Here is a 19,215-nt window from a genome sequence, read left to right as displayed (position 1 = left end):
TCCGGAGGATACCAATGTAGCAAAAGTTTCGCGCTGAAGCGCGGCTTTTTCGTCTGAAGACGAAGGCTTCAACCAAATCAGGGACAGTGAATTGGGTTTGGTGTTGCCAGAGCAGCCCCCGCGATTCGGCCGTGGGTCAAGGTCCGAGGAACGAGCGGCCTTGACGCGCGGGCGAATCGTGATTCCCACAATTGTGACGGTGATTTGAGGAACACACCTGTTCCTCAAACACCTCAGCGCAATCTTCCCTTTTCGCGGCGCAGCGCCAGCCTTTCCCGGCGCTTCATTTCATTCCGCGCGTTCGGGTGCAAACGCTGCCCCGCAGCGTTTGTCTCTCGCCCTCACCCCAACGGGAGGAAGGAGCGCAGCGACGGAACGACGGGCGGGAGAGCCCCATTTTTTTGAGGCCCGCGATCCGCCAGTCTCAGATCGGTCGTGTCATGTAGCGGCTCAGCGGGTCGAGGACGTAATCGCCAAAGGGCGGGCACTCCTCAAAGCCGTGGCGGGCGTAGAGGGCGCGGGCGGCGGCGAAAGCCTCCATTGATCCGGTTTCGAGAAACAGTGCCTCTAGGCCCCTCTCGCGCGCTTGCGAGATCAGATGGGTCAGGAGCGCCCCGGCATACCCCTTGCCGCGTGCTGCCGCCGGAACATGCATGGATTTCAACTCCCCATTGCTCGCGTCGATCTGTTTCAGCGCGCCGATGCCCACGAGTGCTGATCCGTCCCAAACCGTCCAGACCGTAATCTCCGGCGCTTTCAGCCCGGAGAGGTCGAGCATGTGGCAGCTTTCCGGCGGGCTGTTGCCCCGGCAATGAGCCGCGTGGGCCTCCAGCAGCGCGCGGACCTCTGCCCGCGCCAGATCGTCCACTTCAAACCGAAGCATCACTCTGCCGCGACCTTTCCCGCCCCCTGAAGCCAGGACCACATGCGCAGGGGTGTCAGCGGCATTTGAACCTCATGCACCCCTTCATCCCACACAGCATCAAGGGCTGCGTTCACCACAGCCGCAAGCGCGCCGACCGTGCCAGCCTCCCCGCAGCCTTTCATGCCAATCTCATTTGCGGTCGAGGGCGTCGGCTCGGAATGGAACGGCATCATCGGCACATCATCCGCGCGCGGCATTGCGTAATCCATGAACGATCCGCTCAGAAGCTGCCCATCTGCGTCATAGACCACGTTTTCCATGAGCGCCTGACCGATCCCCTGCACGACACCGCCATGGACTTGCCCCTCCGCCAGCATCGGGTTCATCAACACGCCGAAATCATCGACCACGGTGTATTTGTCGACCCGCACCACGCCGGTTGCCGGATCAATCTCCACCTCCGCGAAATGGGCGCCATTGGGGAAGGAGCGGTTTTCGAGGGTGAAATCCGTCTCACAGGTCAAAAGCTCCACCCTGCCCTCAAGGCGCGCTTTATCCGCGAGCGTCATCAGGGTGACGGATTTATCGGTTCCGGCGACGCGAAACGCCCCCTCCTCGAACACGATATCCGCGCGGGACACTTCCAATTCATCCTCCGCGAGCGGTTCAAACCGGCGGATCATCTCATCAGCGGTCATGTTGATGGAATTGCCCTGCATCGTGACAGAGCGGGAGCCTCCGGTGCCGCCGCCCTTCGCGATCCGGTCGCTGTCGCCTTGCACAAAGCGGATTTTGTCAAACGGGATGCCGGTGCGCTGGTGCAGGATTTGGGCGAACACGGTCTCATGCCCCTGCCCGTTTGACTGGGTGCCGACGAACAATTCCACACTGCCATCCTCAGCGAAGGCAATCTTGGTCGTCTCATCCATCGCGCCGAGGATCGACTCGATATAATAGCTCAGGCCCAGCCCGCGCAGTTTGCCACGCGCCGCACTTTCCGCCTTGCGCGCCGCGAAACCGGGTATATCGGCCTCAACCAAAGCGCGGTCCAGCACACGCTCAAAATCGCCGACATCATAGGTTTGCCCCGCGGCGGAGATATAGGGGAACTGCGATTTCTTGATGAAATTCTTGCGCCGCAACTCAACTGGATCGACGCCCAGCACCCGCGCGGCATAGTCCATCAACCGCTCCACGACATAAATCGCCTCGGGCCGTCCGGCCCCGCGATAGGCATCAATCGGCGTGGTGTTGGTATAGAACCCTTCCACATGGAAAAACGCGTTTTGCACGTCATAGACGCCGGTAAACACCTTTTGCGCCAATTCGGACTGGATGAACTGACCATAGGGCGAGTTATGCGCGCCAAGGTTGGAGCGGGCATGCATCCTTACGGCGACCAGCCGGTGGTCGGCGTCGAAAGCGGCTTCTGCGGTGGTGACAAGGTCGCGCCCGCCCGCATCGGACAAATGGCTTTCAGACCGATCCGCCATCCAGCGGACGGGGCGGTTGTGATGGTGGGCCAGAAATCCGACGACGAATTGCTCAGGGTAGCTAAACCCTTTCATCCCGAAACCACCGCCAACATCCGGGTTTGTCACCCGGACCTGATCGGCGGGGATGCCGAGCTTTTTGGCCATCTCTTTCTTGAACCCCCAAACGCCCTGCCCGTTCACCGCCACATGCAGGCGACCATCGACCATTTCGGCATAGGCACCGCGCGGCTCCATCGGGTCGGCGAAGACGCGATTGTCCACGACCTCAAGGCTGACAGTATGGGCCGCGCTCTCGAACGCGGCCTGATTGGCGGCTTCATCGCCATGCGCCCAGTCATAGGCGCGGTTATCGGGTGCAACATCATGGATTGTGGGGCCACCTGCGCCCAGCGCGACATGCACGGGCAGATCGTCAATCTCCACCATGACAAGCTCAGCCGCATCCACCGCCTGTGCGCGGGTTTCGGCAAGGACGGCGGCCACGATCTCTCCGGCATAGACGACCTTTTCGCCTGCGATGATCGGGCGGATGGGGGAGGCGCCTTTCGTGCCGTCGCGGTTCTTCACAACCGAATAATCGACACTGTTGATGAGCTTCCCTTCCAGGTCGGCAGCGGTGATCACGGCAATCACGCCATCAGCGTCGCGCGCGTCCGTCACGTCAATCGAGGTGATGGTCCCATGCGCAACGGGGGAGCGAACAAAAGCAACATGCCCTGCATTTTCCGGTGCAATATCATCGACATAGCGGCCCTTCCCGGTCAGGAACCGGGTATCTTCGACCCGGCGGACAGGCTGGCTGACACCAAATTTCGACATGGTCGGACCTCGCATCTTCACTGAATTTCCCTGCGGGGGAGACTAGCCCCTGTGCCCGGATTGTCCATCGCCAGAACGCGACACGAAGCGTTAATTTCCGTCGCCTATGTTGTGCTCTCGGATCGGTCACAAGGAATGAGGGCATCATGGGATGGATCATCTTTATGGCGGCGTTGGGCGCGCTCGCCCTGTTCCTGCGCTATGGCGGCGCGCCCGCGCGACGCGGCTTCTGGATCGCAATGCAGACCATGTGCCGGGTGGCGGCGATGTGCATCATCATGCTTGCGGTGACGGCCTTCACCACGCTGCTCGCTGGCGCGGAATTCGGGCTGATATCATTGTTGCTCTCGGGATTGCTGGTCACGCGGCTCGGACTGCAAGAGCCGCCGCGTGCACACATCGACACCCGCCGCGACAGGTAGGGTCAGCCCATCTCCACCCGCTGTTCGATCGCGCCAAAGATCGAATGCCCCGCCGCGTCGTCCATCCAGATGCGCACGATGTCCTTGTCACTCAGAAACAGTGTGCTCGCAGTGCCGTCGTTCAGGGTTTCAACCATGCGCAATTCCGCGATACAGGAATAGCCCGCGCCGCCCTCAAGGATCGTTTTGCCCGGCCCGCCATCCATCTTGTTCGACACGGTGCCGGACCCGATAATGGTGCCGGCGGTCAGCGCGCGGGTGCGCGCAGCATGGGCGATCAGGGTCGGAAAATCGAAGGTCATGTCCTGCCCGGCCTGCGCCCGGCCGAACGGCTCTCCGTTCAGATCGACATTGAGCGGCAGATGCACCTTGCCCCCATCCCACGCATCGCCCAGCGTTTCGGGCGTCACCGCGACGGGGGAGAAGGCGCAGGACGGTTTTGATTGGACAAAGCCGAAACCCTTGCCCAACTCACCCGGTATCAGGCCGCGCAGCGACACATCGTTGACGAGCATCACCAGCCTTATGGCAGCGGCGGCTGTCGCGTGGTCCGCACCCATTGGCACGTCATCGACGATCACCGCGATTTCGGCCTCCATATCCACGCCCCATGCGTCCTGTCCGGGAATAGCATCGCGCGGATCAAGAAAACTGTCAGAGCCGCCCTGATACATCAGCGGGTCAGTCCAGAATTGCGCGGGCATCTCCGCCCCGCGCGCTTTGCGCACCAATTCGACATGGTTCACATAAGCCGACCCATCGAGCCACTGAAACGCCCGCGGCAATGGGGAGCGCGCCTGCCGCTCGTGAAACCGTTGCACCGGCTGGCTGCCGGTTTCGACACCGCGCGCGACCTCCTCCAGCCGGGGGCCAAGCTGCGCCCAATCGTCGAGCGCGGCCTGAAGCGTCTTGGCGATATGCGGCACGGGGGAGCACCGCGTGAGATCGTTGGAGACGACGACAAGCGCGCCATCGCGGCTCCCGTTATCGAGGGTGGCGAGTTTCATGGCGCGTCCTTCCGTTTGATTTCATGCCCGTCTTGCGGGATCGTCACCGGCCCGTCATAGGCGCGGCGCACTTCACGGAGGAAATCGGCTTCCCCCAAGGTCGGGTCATCGGCGGGCAAAAGGTGATGCAACACCAGATGCCCGGCCTGTGCGGCTGCCGCGATGCGCGCGGCGTCATAGGCTTCGGTATGGCTGGCGAGGATATGCGCCTTCACCCGTGCGCCATTTGGCACCAGCTTTGCGATCCGGTCCACGCCGTCGAGCAGCATCGCCTCATGCACCAGAATATCTGTCCCGGCGGCAAAGGGGCCAAGCGGCTCGAAATACGCGGTGTCCGACGAGAACGTCACCGACCAGCCATCGCAATCGAACCGCAGCGCGTAGCATTCGGTTACGGGCGGATGATGCACCCGCAGCGCGGAGACGGTGATGCCGCCCAGCGTCGCCACTGGCCCCTCCCCAAATTCCGTCACCGTGACCAGTTGGGCAAGGTCGGGCCGCCCCTCATCCTCCACCCGGATGCCAATGTCGAAGGCGAGCGAGGCGCGAAAGCCGTCCCACAGCGCGCGCGTCCCCACCGGGCCATAGATCGCGACTTGGCGCGCCAGCCCGCTGGTCCATGCGGTGTGGATCAATCCGCCGAGTTCCAGGACATGATCCGAATGCAGATGCGTGAGGAAAATGGTCGCAAGCTCGCGCAGCGGCATCCCCGCTTCGACCAGCGCGCGGGTCACGCCGAGGGCCGCGTCCACAACGATCGGCTGACCCTCCATCACCAAGAGAGACGCGGTCGGGTTCGGCCCGCCCTTGCGGATCGCCGGACCCCCTTTCGTGCCCAAAAGAACCAGCCGGTCGTCCGCCATTCCCATACTCCCCGCATCGCACCCCTTGATCCGGGGCCTGTTTCGCTGTTTCTCTCAGTTGTCGTTGCAATTGAAATGAAGTCAACATGCCCACTTTCGATCTCGATGATTTTACGCCCTATCGGCTCGCGCTTTTGTCGGCGCGCATCTCCCGTCGGTTTGCCGCGATCTACGGGCCGAAATTCGGGTTGAGCCGCGCGGAATGGCGTATTCTGGCGCATCTGAGCCAAGAGGCCGAAGTCTCGATCCGCGAAATTGCGCGGCGGGTGGACATGGACAAATCGAAACTGTCCCGCGCCACGGCCCGGCTGGAGACGCGCGGCTTGCTGACCAAAACCCCAAACCCCGAGGATCGTCGCCTCTTGCAACTGAGCCTGACGGAGGAGGGCCGCGCCATGATCGCGGAACTGGCCCCCTTGGCACAGGCGTTCGAGCAGGAGGTGCATGACGCCCTTGGCCCTGATGCGGAGGCATTTGATCGCGCGATCCGGCGGCTGAGTGCCGCAGCGGAATAGCACAGCCCCGCTTGCACCGCCCGCGCCCGCGCGGCACGGTGCTGTCAACCGAACAAGGAGGATACCCCATGTCAGACATCGTCATCCTGTCAGGCGCGCGCACCGCGATTGGCACCTTTGGCGGATCGCTCGCCGCGACCCCCCCGACCGCAACCGCGACCCATGTGACAAAAGCCGCCCTAGAGCGCGCGGGCGTGGCCCCCGAGCAGGTGGGCCATGTGGTGTTCGGGCATGTCATCAACACCGAGCCGCGCGACATGTATCTGTCGCGCGTCGCTGCCATTGATGCGGGCATTCCTGACACGGTTCCGGCGATGAACGTGAACCGGCTCTGTGGGTCGGGTGCGCAGGCCATCGTGTCCGCCACGCAATCCCTGATGCTGGGCGATGCGGATTTCGCGGTTGCGGGCGGAGCCGAGTCGATGTCGCGCTCCCCCTACATCATGCCGCAGGCCCGCTGGGGGCAAAAGATGGGCGATGTGGGCATGACCGACATGATGCTCGGTGCGCTCAGCGATCCATTCGGCGCAGGCCATATGGGTGTGACGGCAGAGAATGTCGCCGCAGAGCATGGCATCAGCCGGGAGGTGCAGGACGCCTTCGCCATGCAAAGTCAGGAGCGCGCCGCCGCCGCCATCAAGGCAGGTTATTTCACGGATCAGATCGCCCCGATTGATGTGAAGGTGAAGCGGGATATGGTGCCATTTGACACCGATGAGCACCCGAAAGCGACGACCATGGAGGCGCTCGCAGGGTTGCGCGCAGTGTTCAAGAAGGACGGCTCTGTCACCGCCGGCAACGCGTCCGGCATCAATGACGGCGCGGCAGCCCTCGTGCTTGCCCGCTCTGACGCGGCTGAAGCGGCGGGGCTGACCCCGCGCGCGCGCATCGTCGGCTATGCCCATGCCGGGGTGCGCCCTGATGTGATGGGGATCGGTCCGATCCCGGCGGTCGAAAACCTGATGAAGCGCACCGGCCTGACGGCGGATCAGTTCGACGTCATCGAATCAAACGAAGCCTTCGCCGCGCAGGCCTGTGCCGTCACCGCGGGCCTTGGTCTGGACCCGGCGAAGGTCAACCCGAATGGTGGGGCCATCGCGCTTGGCCATCCGGTTGGTGCGACGGGTGCCATCATCACGATCAAGGCGCTATACGAACTGGAGCGGATCGGCGGGCGCTATGGTCTGATCACCATGTGCATCGGCGGCGGTCAGGGCATCGCCATCGCGATTGAGCGGCTCTGACCCGGCACATCCGCCGCCCCGTGATCTGAGCCGATCTCGCGCGCGAACCAAAAAGCCTCCTCTGTGGTGAGCAGAGGAGGCAGCGCGCCCGGCCTGTCACCAGGGGCCACGAGGCAATAGCCGGAGACCGCGATCAGCGCTTCGCGGTCCAATCGCAGGTCAATCGCGGGGATAAACCGGCTATGCGGCACGCCGCGCCAGCCCAGCGCCCGTGCTGGCAGCCGCACGGCAGGGTTGCCGAAATAGAGCTCCGCCAAGGGGTGAAAAACGGCAATATCCTGCCCCGCCGCCACATCCACACCGCCCCCCGGCAGGCTCATCCATGCGGTGGTGTGCGGTGCCGTGCGATGCGCCACGACGCGCGCATCCCCACCTTCGGCAAGCGTCACCCGCGCGCCCACCCGCAGCGCCCCCACGGGCCGCGCACCATGGGGCGTCAGCACATGCGTCGCCGCAGGCAGTCGCAGCATATGCCGCCGATCATCGGGAACAGGGGTAAGATAGCTCGGGCTGAGGTGCATGGCGGGGGTCTCCTTGACTGATCCTCCGCATCTCACCCCAAATTCGTTAACGATCGGTCAAGCGACCGCAGTTTCACCCAGCCAAAAACCGGTCCACCACCTCGACAAAGGGGCGCGGTTGTTCGGCATGAAGCCAGTGGCCCGCCCCGGCAATGGTCTCGAACCGGGCCTCGGGAAACAGCGCACGGATCGCGGGCCGATGGGCGGCTTGCACATAATCGGACGTCCCGCCCGTCACGAACAATGCCTCCCCTTGGTGCACGCCCGATATGAGCGGAAAGGACAGGATCTTGTCCATCTCGGTGGCAAGGGTGTCGAGGTTGAGCTTCCAGCGCACGTCCCCTTCGCCAATCGCGAGGGACTGGATGAGAAAGGCGCGCGTGCCCGGATCGGGGATCGCTGCCGCCAGCGCCTTATCCGCGTCAGACCGGCGGGTGACGCCCCCCAGATCAAGCGCGCGCATCGCGTCGATCAACGGCATCTGGGTATGCCCATAGGCAACCGGCGCGATATCCGCGACGATGAGCTTATCCACCAGCTCGGGCCGGGTCAGCGCGAGGATCATCGCCGCCTTCCCCCCCATCGAATGCCCCAGAACATGCATCGGGCCGCCCGCATCCTCAATCACCTGCGCAAGGTCATCGGCCATGTCCTGATAGGTATGGCTGTCGGTGCGCGGGCTGTCGCCATGGTTGCGCATATCCACCGACAGGATCGGGCGTTGCGCGGACAGCCGCTTTGCAATCGCACCCCAGTTCCGGCCCGAGCCGAACAGACCATGCACGATCAACAAGGGCGTGCCTGTCCCCTCGGACGGCGTTGACAGAATGTTGAGTTTCACTGGCATGGCGTTCCCTCCTGACCTACACCCCTGTCATGACCAAACCCCACGCGCCACGCAACCCCATCCACACGGCCCACAGGCTGCGATTGCTTGTCACGAGCGATCTGCACATGCATCTGCGCCCACGCGATCTGCTCACTGGCGCGGAGGAGGCGCGCGGCCTGTTGGCGCTGGCAGGCCCGATTGAGGCGGCGCGTGCGGCGGGTCATGCGACGCTCTTGCTGGACAATGGCGATTTCCTGCAAGGCACGCCCATGGGCGAGTGGCACAATCGGGATGGGCGCGCGCATCCCCACCCGCTGATCGCCACGATGAACGCGCTCGGGTTCGATGCCAGCACGCTTGGCAATCACGAATTCGACTATGGGACAGAATATCTGGCGGAGGTGCTGGACCAAGCCGATTTTCCCATCCTGAATTGCAATCTCGACATCACCCCCGCCCTGCCGACCCGCCCCAGCCTGATCGTGGAGCGCGACATCGGCGGGGTGCCGTTGCGGATCGGGATCACTGGCACGGTGCCACAGCGGATCATGGTCTGGTCGCGCCACCTTCTGAAAGGCCGCGCAATGGTGACACCGCCCGAGCAGGCCGTGGTCGAGGAGGCCGCGCGATTGCGCGCCGCCGGGGCCGATCTTGTGATCTGCCTTGCCCATGCCGGGATCGTGCCGCCGGGCCACCCGGAGGAGGACAGCGAGAACGGTGCCCTGCGCATCGCGCAGACCGGGGCGGTGGATGCGCTGATTTGCGGGCATCAGCACCTCTCCTTCCCCGGTGATTTTCTGCATGACGGGGCGGGGATTGACGCCACGCGCGGCACACTTGCGGGCTGTCCGGCGATCATGCCCGGCTGGGCGGGGGAGGTGCTGGGCCAGCTTGATCTGCATCTTGTCCATGAGGCGGGCGCATGGCGGGTCACTGATCATTCGGCCCGGTTGATCCCTTGCGATCCGGCGGCGGTTCCGCCCGCACTCGCGCGCCTGAGTGACCGGGCGGAGGAAGCGACGACCGCGCGCCTCTCTAAGCCGCTCAGCCATTTCCCCGCACCGCTGGAGACCGGGTTCGCGCTTGTCGAGGATTGCACCGCGATGCGGCTTATTCATGCCGCACAGATTTGGGCGCTTGACCTTTTGTTGCCGCAGGATGCCGCCGGGCCGCGCCTGTCTTCTGTCGCCGCGTTCCGCACGGGTGGGCGCGCGGGGCCAGATGGCTTTACCCGTGTGCCAGCCGGGCCGCTCAGCCTGCGCGCGGTGGCGGACCTTTACCCTTATGAAAACGGGTTCACGGCGGTTGAGGTGACCGGCGCTGTCCTGCGCGACTGGTTGGAGATGTCCGCCGGGGCGTTGTCACAGCTCACCCCTGGTCAGCCCCGGCCATTGCTGCGCCCCGGCGCGCCGGGCTTCAATTTCGATATGATTGCGGGGGTGACCTATCGCATCGACCTTGGCCACCCGGCGGCGTTTGACCTATCGGGCGTTCAGGTGGCGGAGCGGGGCCGGGTGCAGGAACTCTCCTATCAGGGGCAGCCGGTCACGGATGATCAGCGCTTTATCGTGGCGACCAACAGCTACCGCGCGGCGGGCGGTGGGCGGTTCCCGCATCTCGCGGATCAGCGCGAAGTGATCGCAACGGATCGCGCCACCGCGTCCCTGCTTGCCGCATTCCTTGAGGCCCATCCAGATGGCCCGCCCGTGCCGGACCGGGGCTGGAGCCTGACCGCGCCACCCGGCGCGCAGGCGCTGTTTGACGGGGACCGCACCCTCAGCCCGCGCTTTTCCTATCCACGGGCTGAGATGACGGGCACGCGCGATGGGTTCGGGCAGTGGGTGTTTACGTTTTAAGCCGTAAAGCCCGCCCCGGCCTCCGCAATCACCTGAGCCGCGCGTGACAGCGCCGCGTCGCCATGGGGGATGTCCAGCGCCTTGAGCGCCGCATCGGTGACACTCAACGTGCCAAGCAGCGCATGGGGGTTCAGATGCCCCATATGCCCGATACGAAACAGATCCGCGCCATGGGCCGTGGCCATCTTGCCACCTGCTTCCAGCCCAAGCCCAACGCCGAGCGTCACACCCGCGAAGCCTTGGGTCCATTTGCGGATCGCGGTGGCCTCCTCCCCCTTGGTGCGCAGGGTGGTCACTGCAATGGAGCGGGCGGCGCGGTCCGTGACATTCGCCGCGACGATGCCGCCTTCGGCCCAAGCATCAACGGCTGCCCAAACGGCCTTGGCCAAGGTTGCGTGGCGCGCCCATGTATTCTCGATCCCCTCCTCCGCGAGGATCGCGAGCGCCTCCCGCAGGCCATATAGGTGATGCGTCGGCGCAGTGCCGCAGAACCGCTGATAGAACATGTCGGGCGCCGAGCGCGGGTTCCAATCCCAGTACGGCGTGACAAGGTCTGCTGATTTGCGCGCCTCAGCTGCTTTGTCGTTATGGAAGGTGAAGGCCAGGCCCGCAGGCGTCATCAGCCCCTTTTGACAGGCCGCGACCATCACATCGACGCCCCATGCGTCCGTCTCGAACGGCTCACAGGCAAGGCTCGCGATGCAATCCACCATCAACAATGCGGGATGCGCGGCTGCATTCATTGCGGCACGGATCGCCGGAATGTCGTTGCGCACGGAACTTGCCGTGTCGGTGTGCACGGTCAGAACAGCCTTGATATCATGGCCTGTGTCGGCGCGCAGCCGCGCCTCGACCCGTGCGGCGTCGGTGGGTGCCGCCGTCCCGAAATCGAGGATTTCAACGTCGATCCCCATGCCACGCGCCATCATGCCCCAGCCCGGCCCGAACCGCCCGGTTGTCAGCAACAAAACCTTATCGCCGCGCGACAGGGTGTTGGCGAGGGAGGCTTCCCATGCCGCGTGGCCATTGCCGATATAGATCGACACATGGCCGTCTGTCCGCGCAACCCGGCGCAACCCGGCCTCAAGATCCGGCATCATATCGACCAACTCGCCCTCATAGATATTGGGGGAGGCCCGGTGCATCGCACGCAGCACCCGCTCTGGCATGGCGGACGGGCCGGGGATCGACAGGAATTCGTGACCGAAGGACAGGGACATGGGCTTACTCCGCTTGCGTGTGACCCACCGCTACCAGCGCCGGAAACCACGTGCAACTGGCAGCGCGCGAAATGCCGCCTATGTTCCGTGCCATGGTGGAAAAGCTGCATATCGTCTGGTTCAAACGGGATCTGCGCACGCGGGATCATGCGGCGCTGAGCATGGCCGCTGCGCGCGGGCCGGTTTTGCCGCTGTATGTCGTGGAGCCTGCCTTCTGGGCGGAGCCGGACGCGGCGGGGCGGCACTGGGATTTCATCGCGCAGAGCCTTGCGGAGTTGCGCAAAGACTTGGCGGCACTCGGACAGCCTTTGGTGCTGCGGCGGGGCGACATTCTGGATGTGCTAGACGCGTTTGACCGGGAACCGGGGATTGCCGCGCTCTATTCGCATCAGGAAACCGGAAATGGCTGGACCTATGCGCGGGATCAACGCGTGGCTGCGTGGTGCCGGGCGCGGGGCATCCCGTGGCAAGAACCGGTGCAGGGCGGTGTCGTGCGGCGGCTGCCCAGTCGCCATGGCTGGGCAAAGGGGATGGATCAATTTCTGGCCGCACCCCAGATCGCGGCCCCTGCCCTGCGCCCCGTGCCGGTTGACCCCGGGGCCATCATCCGGCCTGACCTGCCCGATGATCCCTGCCCGGATCGCCAACCGGGTGGGCGGCAGGCCGGTCTGAGCCTGCTTGGCTCTTTCCTCACGGAGCGCGCGAAACCCTATCGCCGGGCGATGTCCGCGCCGGGACCGGGGGCGGTGCATTGCTCCCGCCTGTCGCCGCATCTGGCGTTCGGGACGCTGTCGGTGCGGGAGGTGGCACAGGCAACATGGGCGCGCCAGCGCGAGGTGAAGGAGACCGGGGAGCGCGGTTTTACCGGTGCGCTGTCGTCCTTCAACGGGCGGCTCCATTGGCGCGATCATTTCATGCAAAAACTGGAGGACGCGCCGCGGATCGAATTTGAGAACATGCATCGCGGCATGGATCGGGTGCAGCGCGAAAGTGACGCTGCGCGCCTTCATGCCTTTGCGGTCGGCGAGACGGGCCTGCCTTTTGTCGATGCCTGCATGCGGTCCCTGCGCGCGACGGGATGGATGAACTTTCGGATGCGCGCGATGCTGCAAGCGGTGGCGAGCTATCACCTGTGGTTGCCATGGCGCGACAGCGGAATGGTGTTGGCGCGTCTGTTCACGGATTTTGAGCCGGGCATTCACTGGAGCCAAGTGCAGATGCAATCGGGCACGACCGGGATCAACACGATCCGGGTCTATAACCCCGTCAAACAGGGCTATGATCAGGATCCCGATGGCACGTTCATCCGCCAATGGGTGCCGGAACTGCGCGGGTTTGAGGGCACGAAACTGCATGAGCCATGGAAACAGGGCGGCGCGCCGGGCTATCCCGATCCGATCGTGGATCATGAACAGGCGGCGCGGGATGCGAAAGCCGCGATCTATGCGGCACGAAAAGGGAATGACTTTCGCGATGAAGCCGACCGCATTCAGGCGCGGCACGGGTCACGTAAATCAGGCATTCGCAACCGTGGCCAACGGCGCAAAGCGCCCTCGGCGCAATTATCTTTGGACCTTTGAGCATGGCAAAGATGCGCAAAAAATCCGACCTGCCCAGTAAGCCATGCGCCCAGTGCGGACGCCCCTTTGCATGGCGCAAGAAATGGGCAGATGTGTGGGACGAGGTGCGCTATTGCTCCGACCGCTGCCGGGGGGAGGCGAAACGGGCAAAAGGGGGCTCATTGCCGCCCCCTCTGGCGGGCAAAGCCCGCCATTCACCCCGCTAGAGGTATTTCCAGAAAAAAGAATGCGATTGGGGCAGTCACCCGTCTGCCCGGTCGCTCCGATGCTGAGGGCTGGACGGCCCGGGTGGCCATCTTGTCGGGTCACACTGGTTTCTTTTTTCCAAAAATACTCCTGCGCGCAGCGCGCCCGGCCCAAAGGGAGCGAAGCGACGTGCGGGAGTGTTTTGGTCTCAGCCGCACAAAAAAGGCCCGAAGCTGACGCTCCGGGCCAAGTTAGAATGGACCAACGGCCCACCCTGGGGATGTCGTCCGGCGCCACGAGGGAGGACGTGGCGCCGGGTAACCTCGGGCTGCTTAGCCCTTGGTGAACTCGGGATAGGCTTCCATGCCAAGCTCGGAGGTATCGAGACCGTTGATCTCTGCCTCTTCACTGACGCGGATGCCCATGGTGACCTTCAGGATCGTCCAGACGATGAAGGACACGATGAAGACGAATGCACCGATGGAGATCACGCCGATTGCCTGAGTCACGAAGGATGTGTCGGAGTTGGTCAGCGGAACCGCCATCGTGCCCCAAACACCAGCAATCAGGTGAACCGGGATCGCACCAACCACGTCGTCGATCTTCAGCTTGTCGAGCAGCGGAACGGTGTAGACCACGATCGCACCACCGATGCCGCCGATGATCAGCGCCATAAAGAGGCTCGGTGCCAGCGGCTCGGCGGTGATGGACACGAGGCCCGCCAATGCGCCGTTCAGAACCATGGTGAGGTCAACTTTGCCGTAGGTCACTTGCGTCAGGATGAGCGCCGTGATGGCACCAGCAGCGGCCGCCATGTTGGTGTTGGCGAAGATGCGGGAGACGTCTGTGATATCGCCCACGGTGCCAGCAGCAAGCTGGGAGCCACCGTTGAAGCCGAACCAACCCAGCCACAGGATGAACGTACCGAGCGTGGCGAGCGGCATGTTGGAGCCAACGATCGGGTTCACACGGCCATCCGGGCCATATTTACCGATACGCGCACCGAGCACGATTGCGCCTGCGAGGGCCGCGAAGCCACCGGCTGCGTGTACAAGCGTGGAGCCAGCGAAGTCAGAGAAACCCATTTCGGAGAGGAAGCCACCGCCCCACTGCCAGGACGCTTCGATCGGGTAGATGAAGCCCGTCAGGACAACAACGAAGATCAGGAACGGCCAAAGCTTGATCCGCTCGGCCAGCGTACCGGACACGATGGATGCGGTCGTTGCACAGAACATCAACTGGAAGAAGAAGTCGGAGCCAACGGAGGCATAATCCAGCGATGCGTCTGCCGCTGCAAGGCCAACCGGCTCAAGCGACGTGATGGAGAAGCCGCCAAGGATGCCCGGGATCAGGAAGTCGCCCGGATACATCAGGTTAAAGCCAACCGCCCAGTACATGATCGCCGCGATGGAGAAGAGTGCGATGTTTTTGGTCAGCTGCGTCGTCACGTTTTTGGAGCGGACAAGGCCCGCCTCCAGCATCGCAAAGCCTGCGGCCATCCAGAACACCAGAAAGCCGCCCACAAGGAACAGCAGAGTGGTCATAATATACGGCACCGGATCGGCAGCCGCATCCTGTGCCATGGCGGGAAGTGCCGTGAGCGTCGCCGCCCCTGCTACCGCCGAAAATTTCATCAGTTTGGACATGATATCCCTCGGTCTCTTGATTGAATGGGGGGCTTAGATAGCTTCGTCGCCGGTCTCGCCGGTGCGCACGCGCATGGCCTGATCGACGTCGAGCACGAAAATTTTGCCGTCACCGATCTTGCCGGTCTTGGCGGTGGAGGAGATCGTTTCGACCGCCTTCTCAACATCGGCATCAGCGATGACGAGTTCGAGCTTCACTTTGGGCACGAAATTCACGACATATTCGGCGCCACGATAGATTTCAGTGTGGCCCGCCTGACGGCCGTAGCCTTTTACTTCGGAAACCATCAGACCCTGAATCCCGATGGAGGTGAGGGCCTCGCGGACCTCCTCCAGCTTGAAGGGTTTGATGACGGCAATGATGAGTTTCATGATGTCCTCGGTCGTTGGTTGCGCGTCGTTGCGTTACATCCCAACACATGCAGAACCCGTGCCAAGTTCGGATTATTTTTCTCAAACACCTGTTTTTAAAGGAAATAAAAAATAGCATGGGCGGAATTATGCCAAAAGCGATTCCGCTTCTGCCTAAAATTTCATCACGCCCGCATCGCTGGTTAAATTTTTATCAAGTTTTGACTCGATATCATGATCACAGCAGCGACAGGCCAACAACGGCAGGCCTTCGCAAATCAGTCAAAGCAGGCTAAACTCTTGGATAACAAACAGCATAAGCTGAGGCAGGCACATGGCAGCACCCCCAAAGGGGACCGGTCGCAAACCGGGCCTTTTGACACGCATGGTGACATGGGTGGTCCGCACGATCTGGCGTATCGTGTGGTGGGTTGGTACGCGCACGGCTTTGCTCATCGGCGGTTTGATCGCGATCTCAACGCTTTACGTCCATTCCCAACTCCCCCCGGTCGAAGAGCTGCTGGACGGGCGCGATCGCGGATCGGTCACGCTGATGGATCGCCATGGGGAGGTGTTCGCGTGGCGCGGCGAACAGGGGGGTGTGCTCTATGCCACCGATATGTCGCCGCATCTGTTGAATGCCGTGGTCGCGGTCGAGGATAAGCGGTTTTATGCCCATTTTGGCATCAGCCCGCGTGGCATCGCCTCCGCCATCCGCATCAACCTGCGGGAAGGGCGCGGGCCACTGTCCGGCCATGGCGGCTCCACGATCACACAGCAGGTGGCGAAACTGGTGTTCCTGTCGGATCAGCCGACACGGATGCGCAAGGTGTTGGAGGTGCCCTACGCCTTTGCCATGGAATTGAAATATTCCAAGGATGAAATCCTCTCCATCTACCTCAACCGGGCGTTCCTTGGGGCAGGATCGAACGGGTTTGATGCAGCCGCCCGCCGGTATTTCGGGAAATCCGCGCGGGAGGTCAGCCCGGCGGAATCCGCGATGCTCGCAGGTCTGCTGACAGCGCCAAGCCGCTTTGCACCCACACGCAACCTCGATCGCGCGCAAAATCGCGGGGCGCTCGTGTTGGGGCTGATGCATGATCAGGGCTATTTGACCGATGCCCAATATGCCGATGCGCGCGCCAACCCGGCGGAATTGTCCCGTGCTGCTGCCGCGCGGGCTGGTGGCGCTTACGCGGATTGGATCATGGAAACGGGGCCTGCCTTTCTGACGCGGGCCACCCGCGATGATATCGCGGTGGAGACGACCTTCGATCCGGTCATCCAGCGCGCGGCAGAAGCAGCCCTTGCCGAAGTGTTCGACGAATTGGTGCGCGAAGGGTCAGAGGCGCAGGCAGCCATCGTCGTCATGTCCCGCGACGGGGCCGTGCGCGCCATGGTCGGTGGGCGCGACACGGGCCGGTTCGCGGGGCAGTTCAACCGCGCGACACAGGCCCGGCGGCAGCCCGGCTCTGCCTTCAAGCCATTTGTCTATGCCGCAGCACTGGAGGCCGGGATGAACCCGACCGATGTGTTCATGGACGCACCATTGACGATCACCACGCCCGGCTCTGGCCCATGGAGCCCGCAGAATTACACCCGCGACTATATCGGCCCGGTTGAGATGCACGAAGCCTTCGCCCGGTCCACCAACACGGTCGCCGTGCGGGTGTCCGAAGATGTCGGGCGGAACGCGGTGCGCGAAGTGGCCCGCGATCTGGGCTGGCTTTTGCCGCTGGCCGATGGTCCGGCGCTGGCGCTTGGCGTGTCGGAGACGACGCTGCTGACGCTCACGGGCGCCTATGCGGCATTCCTCAATGAGGGGGTGTTTGTCTCTCCCTTTGGTCTGACCGAGGTACGGCTGCGCGGCGATGACGCGGCGATCCTGTCGGCCAGTGGCCGCGATGGCGTGCAGGCATTGCGCCCGGACACGGCGCGCAAAGTGACATGGATGATGACGCAAACGATGGACGCGCCCTATGGCACCGGTCGCCGCGCCCGTCTGACCGACCGCCCCACGGCGGGCAAAACCGGCACCACACAGGAGGCGAAAGACGCGTGGTTCGTCGGCTTTACCGGGCAATATGTGGCCGGGGTCTGGATGGGCTATGATGACAACACGCCCTTGCGCGGCGTCACCGGCGGTGGCCTTCCGGCTGAGATCTGGCGCCGCACGATGACCAAGGTGCATGACGGCCTGCCCGTGGAGCCTCTGCCCGTCTGGCAGGGTGGCGTGCGGGTGGACACGGGCGGCCCGCGCCCGCGCGAAATCCCGTATCCCGGCCCCTCCACCACCCCCCGCAGCGATGACAGCGGGGTGATCACAAATCTGTTCCGGTCTATCTTTGGACAATGATGTCACCATTCACCGCATATATGAGGGGGATACCCCATGAAGATGCTCTTGGTTTCCATAATCTGCGCCATGGCGCTGCCCGCGATGGCGAGCGCTGTCTCCGTGTCTGAGCCGCCCATGCCCCGGCCCAGCCTGTCGGACCGCGCGGAAGAGGCGCAACGCTTTGCCGATTGGCGCGATGCGTTCCGCGTCAAGGCGTCGGAGGCGGGCATCACCGCGGCCGTGTTTGACGAGGCATTTCGCGGCGTGACCCCATCGAAAAGGATCATCGAGCTGGACGGCGCGCAGCCCGAATTCGTCCGCCCGATCTCTGATTATCTGAGCCGTGCTGTCTCTGCCCGGAGGATCAGCGATGGCCGCCGCGCACTGGAGGCGCAGGCCCAGACGCTCGCTGCGATTGAGGCCCGCTATGGCGTGGACCGGGAGGTCGTGGTGGCGATCTGGGGGTTGGAGACGGCCTATGGCGCGGTGCGGGGCGATTTCGACGTGATCCGCGCACTGGCCACCCTCGCCCATGACGGGCGGCGGCAAGACTGGGCCGAAGGGGAGCTGATCGCAGCGCTCAGCATCCTGCAATCGGGCGATGTCGCGCAGCACAAGATGATCGGAAGCTGGGCCGGTGCGATGGGCCACACACAATTCATGCCCTCAAGCTATCTGACCTTCGCGGAAGATTTCCGTGGCGAGGGACGCCGGGATGTTTGGTCGGAGGACCCGACGGATGCGCTGGCCTCTACCGCGCGGTATCTGGCGCATCACGGTTGGGTCATGGATCAGCCTTGGGGGATGGAGGTGCGGCTGCCTGCGGATTTCAACTTCATGCTCGCGGACCGGTTTTTGAGCCGCCCGGCGGCCTTTTGGAATGATATCGGCGTGCGCGGGATGGACGGCGGGGCGATCCCCGATTTTGGCCCTGCTGCGATGCTGGCCCCGATGGGGGCAACCGGCCCGGTTTTCGTCACGTTCAATAATTTTGACGTGATCAAGACCTATAACCGCTCGAATGCCTATGCGCTCGCCATCGGGCATCTCGGCGACAGAATGACCGGCGGCGCGGAATGGGAAACGCCCTGGCCCACGGGCATCCTCCCGCTCAACCGCGACGAACGCACAGAGGTGCAGGAACGGCTCACGGCGATGGGATATGACACGCAAGGCAATGACGGCATGATCGGCCCGAATTCCGAACGCGCGATCAAGGCGTTTCAACTGGACGCTGGCCTGACGCCGGACGGGCTTGCCTCGAACCGCCTGCTGACCCAGATCCGCAGGGCCAGCGGCGGGTAACCCTCCCGCACGTCGCCTTCGGCTCCCTTTGGGCCGGGCCGCCCGCTGACGCGGGCGGATGCCTCCGGCGGGGTATATTTGAAGAAAGTGAACCACTACCGACTGACGTCGGTAGCATCTGGGCTGTGCGTCGCGAGGTACTGAAGTACCAG

General features: G+C 63.6%; 17 protein-coding genes. 8 read left to right on the top strand and 9 right to left on the bottom strand.

The genetic code is table 11. From position 1 onward, the window contains the following. Nucleotides 1–424: 424 nt before the first annotated feature. Together FHS89_RS16105 and FHS89_RS16100 are read right to left on the bottom strand one after the other, a co-directional pair. The gene (locus tag FHS89_RS16105; protein WP_184013157.1) at nucleotides 425–883 is read right to left on the bottom strand and encodes a GNAT family N-acetyltransferase; all 459 of its coding nucleotides are present in this window, start codon (nucleotides 881–883) and stop codon (nucleotides 425–427) included. Next, a complete protein-coding gene (locus FHS89_RS16100) occupies nucleotides 883–3,180 on the bottom strand; it encodes a xanthine dehydrogenase family protein molybdopterin-binding subunit (protein ID WP_184013156.1) in 2,298 nt (765 codons plus the stop codon). Before FHS89_RS16100 ends, FHS89_RS16105 begins: the two co-directional genes overlap by 1 nt. A 146-nt stretch (nucleotides 3,181–3,326) precedes the next feature. On the opposite strand from FHS89_RS16100, the gene FHS89_RS16095 reads away from it, so the two are divergent. Continuing rightward, on the top strand, nucleotides 3,327–3,602 hold the full coding sequence (locus FHS89_RS16095) for a hypothetical protein (RefSeq protein ID WP_184013155.1): 276 nt from the start codon (nucleotides 3,327–3,329) through the stop codon (nucleotides 3,600–3,602). Nucleotides 3,603–3,604: 2 nt separating this feature from the next. On the opposite strand, the gene FHS89_RS16090 is transcribed toward FHS89_RS16095, so the two are convergent. Both FHS89_RS16090 and FHS89_RS16085 read right to left on the bottom strand, forming a co-directional pair. After that, nucleotides 3,605–4,609 (bottom strand): fumarylacetoacetate hydrolase family protein, encoded by a 1,005-nt coding sequence (locus FHS89_RS16090; RefSeq protein WP_184013154.1) that lies wholly within the window; start codon nucleotides 4,607–4,609, stop codon nucleotides 3,605–3,607. Continuing rightward, complete coding sequence (locus FHS89_RS16085; RefSeq protein WP_184013153.1) at nucleotides 4,606–5,472, bottom strand: MBL fold metallo-hydrolase; 867 nt, start codon at nucleotides 5,470–5,472, stop codon at nucleotides 4,606–4,608. Before FHS89_RS16085 ends, FHS89_RS16090 begins: the two co-directional genes overlap by 4 nt. A gap of 86 nt (nucleotides 5,473–5,558) precedes the next feature. Here FHS89_RS16085 and FHS89_RS16080 point away from each other — a divergent pair, with 86 nt between their 5' ends. After that, nucleotides 5,559–5,987 carry a MarR family winged helix-turn-helix transcriptional regulator gene (locus FHS89_RS16080; RefSeq protein WP_184013152.1) on the top strand — a complete coding sequence of 143 codons (429 nt, stop codon included), beginning with the start codon at nucleotides 5,559–5,561 and terminating at the stop codon, nucleotides 5,985–5,987. A gap of 68 nt (nucleotides 5,988–6,055) precedes the next feature. Beyond that, nucleotides 6,056–7,231, top strand: a complete 1,176-nt coding sequence (locus tag FHS89_RS16075; protein ID WP_184013151.1) for an acetyl-CoA C-acyltransferase family protein — start codon at nucleotides 6,056–6,058, stop codon at nucleotides 7,229–7,231. On the opposite strand, the gene FHS89_RS16070 is transcribed toward FHS89_RS16075, so the two are convergent. Together FHS89_RS16070 and FHS89_RS16065 are read right to left on the bottom strand one after the other, a co-directional pair. After that, the gene (locus FHS89_RS16070; protein ID WP_184013150.1) at nucleotides 7,198–7,752 is read right to left on the bottom strand and encodes a Hint domain-containing protein; all 555 of its coding nucleotides are present in this window, start codon (nucleotides 7,750–7,752) and stop codon (nucleotides 7,198–7,200) included. The genes FHS89_RS16075 and FHS89_RS16070 overlap by 34 nt on opposite strands. Before the next feature lie 73 nt (nucleotides 7,753–7,825). Further along, nucleotides 7,826–8,599 carry an alpha/beta fold hydrolase gene (locus FHS89_RS16065; protein ID WP_184013149.1) on the bottom strand — a complete coding sequence of 258 codons (774 nt, stop codon included), beginning with the start codon at nucleotides 8,597–8,599 and terminating at the stop codon, nucleotides 7,826–7,828. Nucleotides 8,600–8,628: 29 nt separating this feature from the next. On the opposite strand from FHS89_RS16065, the gene FHS89_RS16060 reads away from it, so the two are divergent. Then, nucleotides 8,629–10,437 carry a 5'-nucleotidase C-terminal domain-containing protein gene (locus FHS89_RS16060; RefSeq protein ID WP_184013148.1) on the top strand — a complete coding sequence of 603 codons (1,809 nt, stop codon included), beginning with the start codon at nucleotides 8,629–8,631 and terminating at the stop codon, nucleotides 10,435–10,437. On the opposite strand, the gene FHS89_RS16055 is transcribed toward FHS89_RS16060, so the two are convergent. After that, nucleotides 10,434–11,657, bottom strand: coding sequence for a pyridoxal-phosphate-dependent aminotransferase family protein (locus FHS89_RS16055; protein ID WP_184013147.1), 1,224 nt, complete (start codon nucleotides 11,655–11,657; stop codon nucleotides 10,434–10,436). The two genes, FHS89_RS16060 and FHS89_RS16055, sit on opposite strands and share 4 nt — an antisense overlap. Nucleotides 11,658–11,728: 71 nt before the next feature. On the opposite strand from FHS89_RS16055, the gene FHS89_RS16050 reads away from it, so the two are divergent. Both FHS89_RS16050 and FHS89_RS16045 read left to right on the top strand, forming a co-directional pair. Further along, nucleotides 11,729–13,237, top strand: a complete 1,509-nt coding sequence (locus tag FHS89_RS16050; RefSeq protein WP_246414003.1) for an FAD-binding domain-containing protein — start codon at nucleotides 11,729–11,731, stop codon at nucleotides 13,235–13,237. Nucleotides 13,238–13,239: 2 nt separating this feature from the next. Next, nucleotides 13,240–13,443: a DUF2256 domain-containing protein gene (locus tag FHS89_RS16045; RefSeq protein WP_184013146.1), complete on the top strand. Its 204-nt coding sequence runs from the start codon at nucleotides 13,240–13,242 to the stop codon at nucleotides 13,441–13,443. A 312-nt stretch (nucleotides 13,444–13,755) separates the two neighbouring features. Here FHS89_RS16045 and FHS89_RS16040 read toward each other — a convergent pair whose 3' ends face one another. Further along, nucleotides 13,756–15,069: an ammonium transporter gene (locus FHS89_RS16040; RefSeq protein WP_184013145.1), complete on the bottom strand. Its 1,314-nt coding sequence runs from the start codon at nucleotides 15,067–15,069 to the stop codon at nucleotides 13,756–13,758. Between the two features lie 33 nt (nucleotides 15,070–15,102). Next, the gene (locus tag FHS89_RS16035; protein WP_184013144.1) at nucleotides 15,103–15,441 is read right to left on the bottom strand and encodes a P-II family nitrogen regulator; all 339 of its coding nucleotides are present in this window, start codon (nucleotides 15,439–15,441) and stop codon (nucleotides 15,103–15,105) included. A 313-nt stretch (nucleotides 15,442–15,754) separates the two neighbouring features. On the opposite strand from FHS89_RS16035, the gene FHS89_RS16030 reads away from it, so the two are divergent. Together FHS89_RS16030 and FHS89_RS16025 are read left to right on the top strand one after the other, a co-directional pair. Then, the gene (locus FHS89_RS16030; protein ID WP_184013143.1) at nucleotides 15,755–17,776 is read left to right on the top strand and encodes a transglycosylase domain-containing protein; all 2,022 of its coding nucleotides are present in this window, start codon (nucleotides 15,755–15,757) and stop codon (nucleotides 17,774–17,776) included. Between the two features lie 36 nt (nucleotides 17,777–17,812). Further along, the gene (locus tag FHS89_RS16025; RefSeq protein WP_246414001.1) at nucleotides 17,813–19,063 is read left to right on the top strand and encodes a lytic murein transglycosylase; all 1,251 of its coding nucleotides are present in this window, start codon (nucleotides 17,813–17,815) and stop codon (nucleotides 19,061–19,063) included. The last annotated feature ends 152 nt before the right edge of the window (nucleotides 19,064–19,215 follow it).

Origin of the sequence: Rubricella aquisinus (assembly GCF_014199445.1) — a bacterium.
Classification (GTDB): Bacteria; Pseudomonadota; Alphaproteobacteria; order Rhodobacterales; family Rhodobacteraceae; genus Rubricella; species Rubricella aquisinus.
Note: the sequence above shows the minus strand (reverse complement) of the source record. Positions and strands in the feature narration are given on the sequence as shown.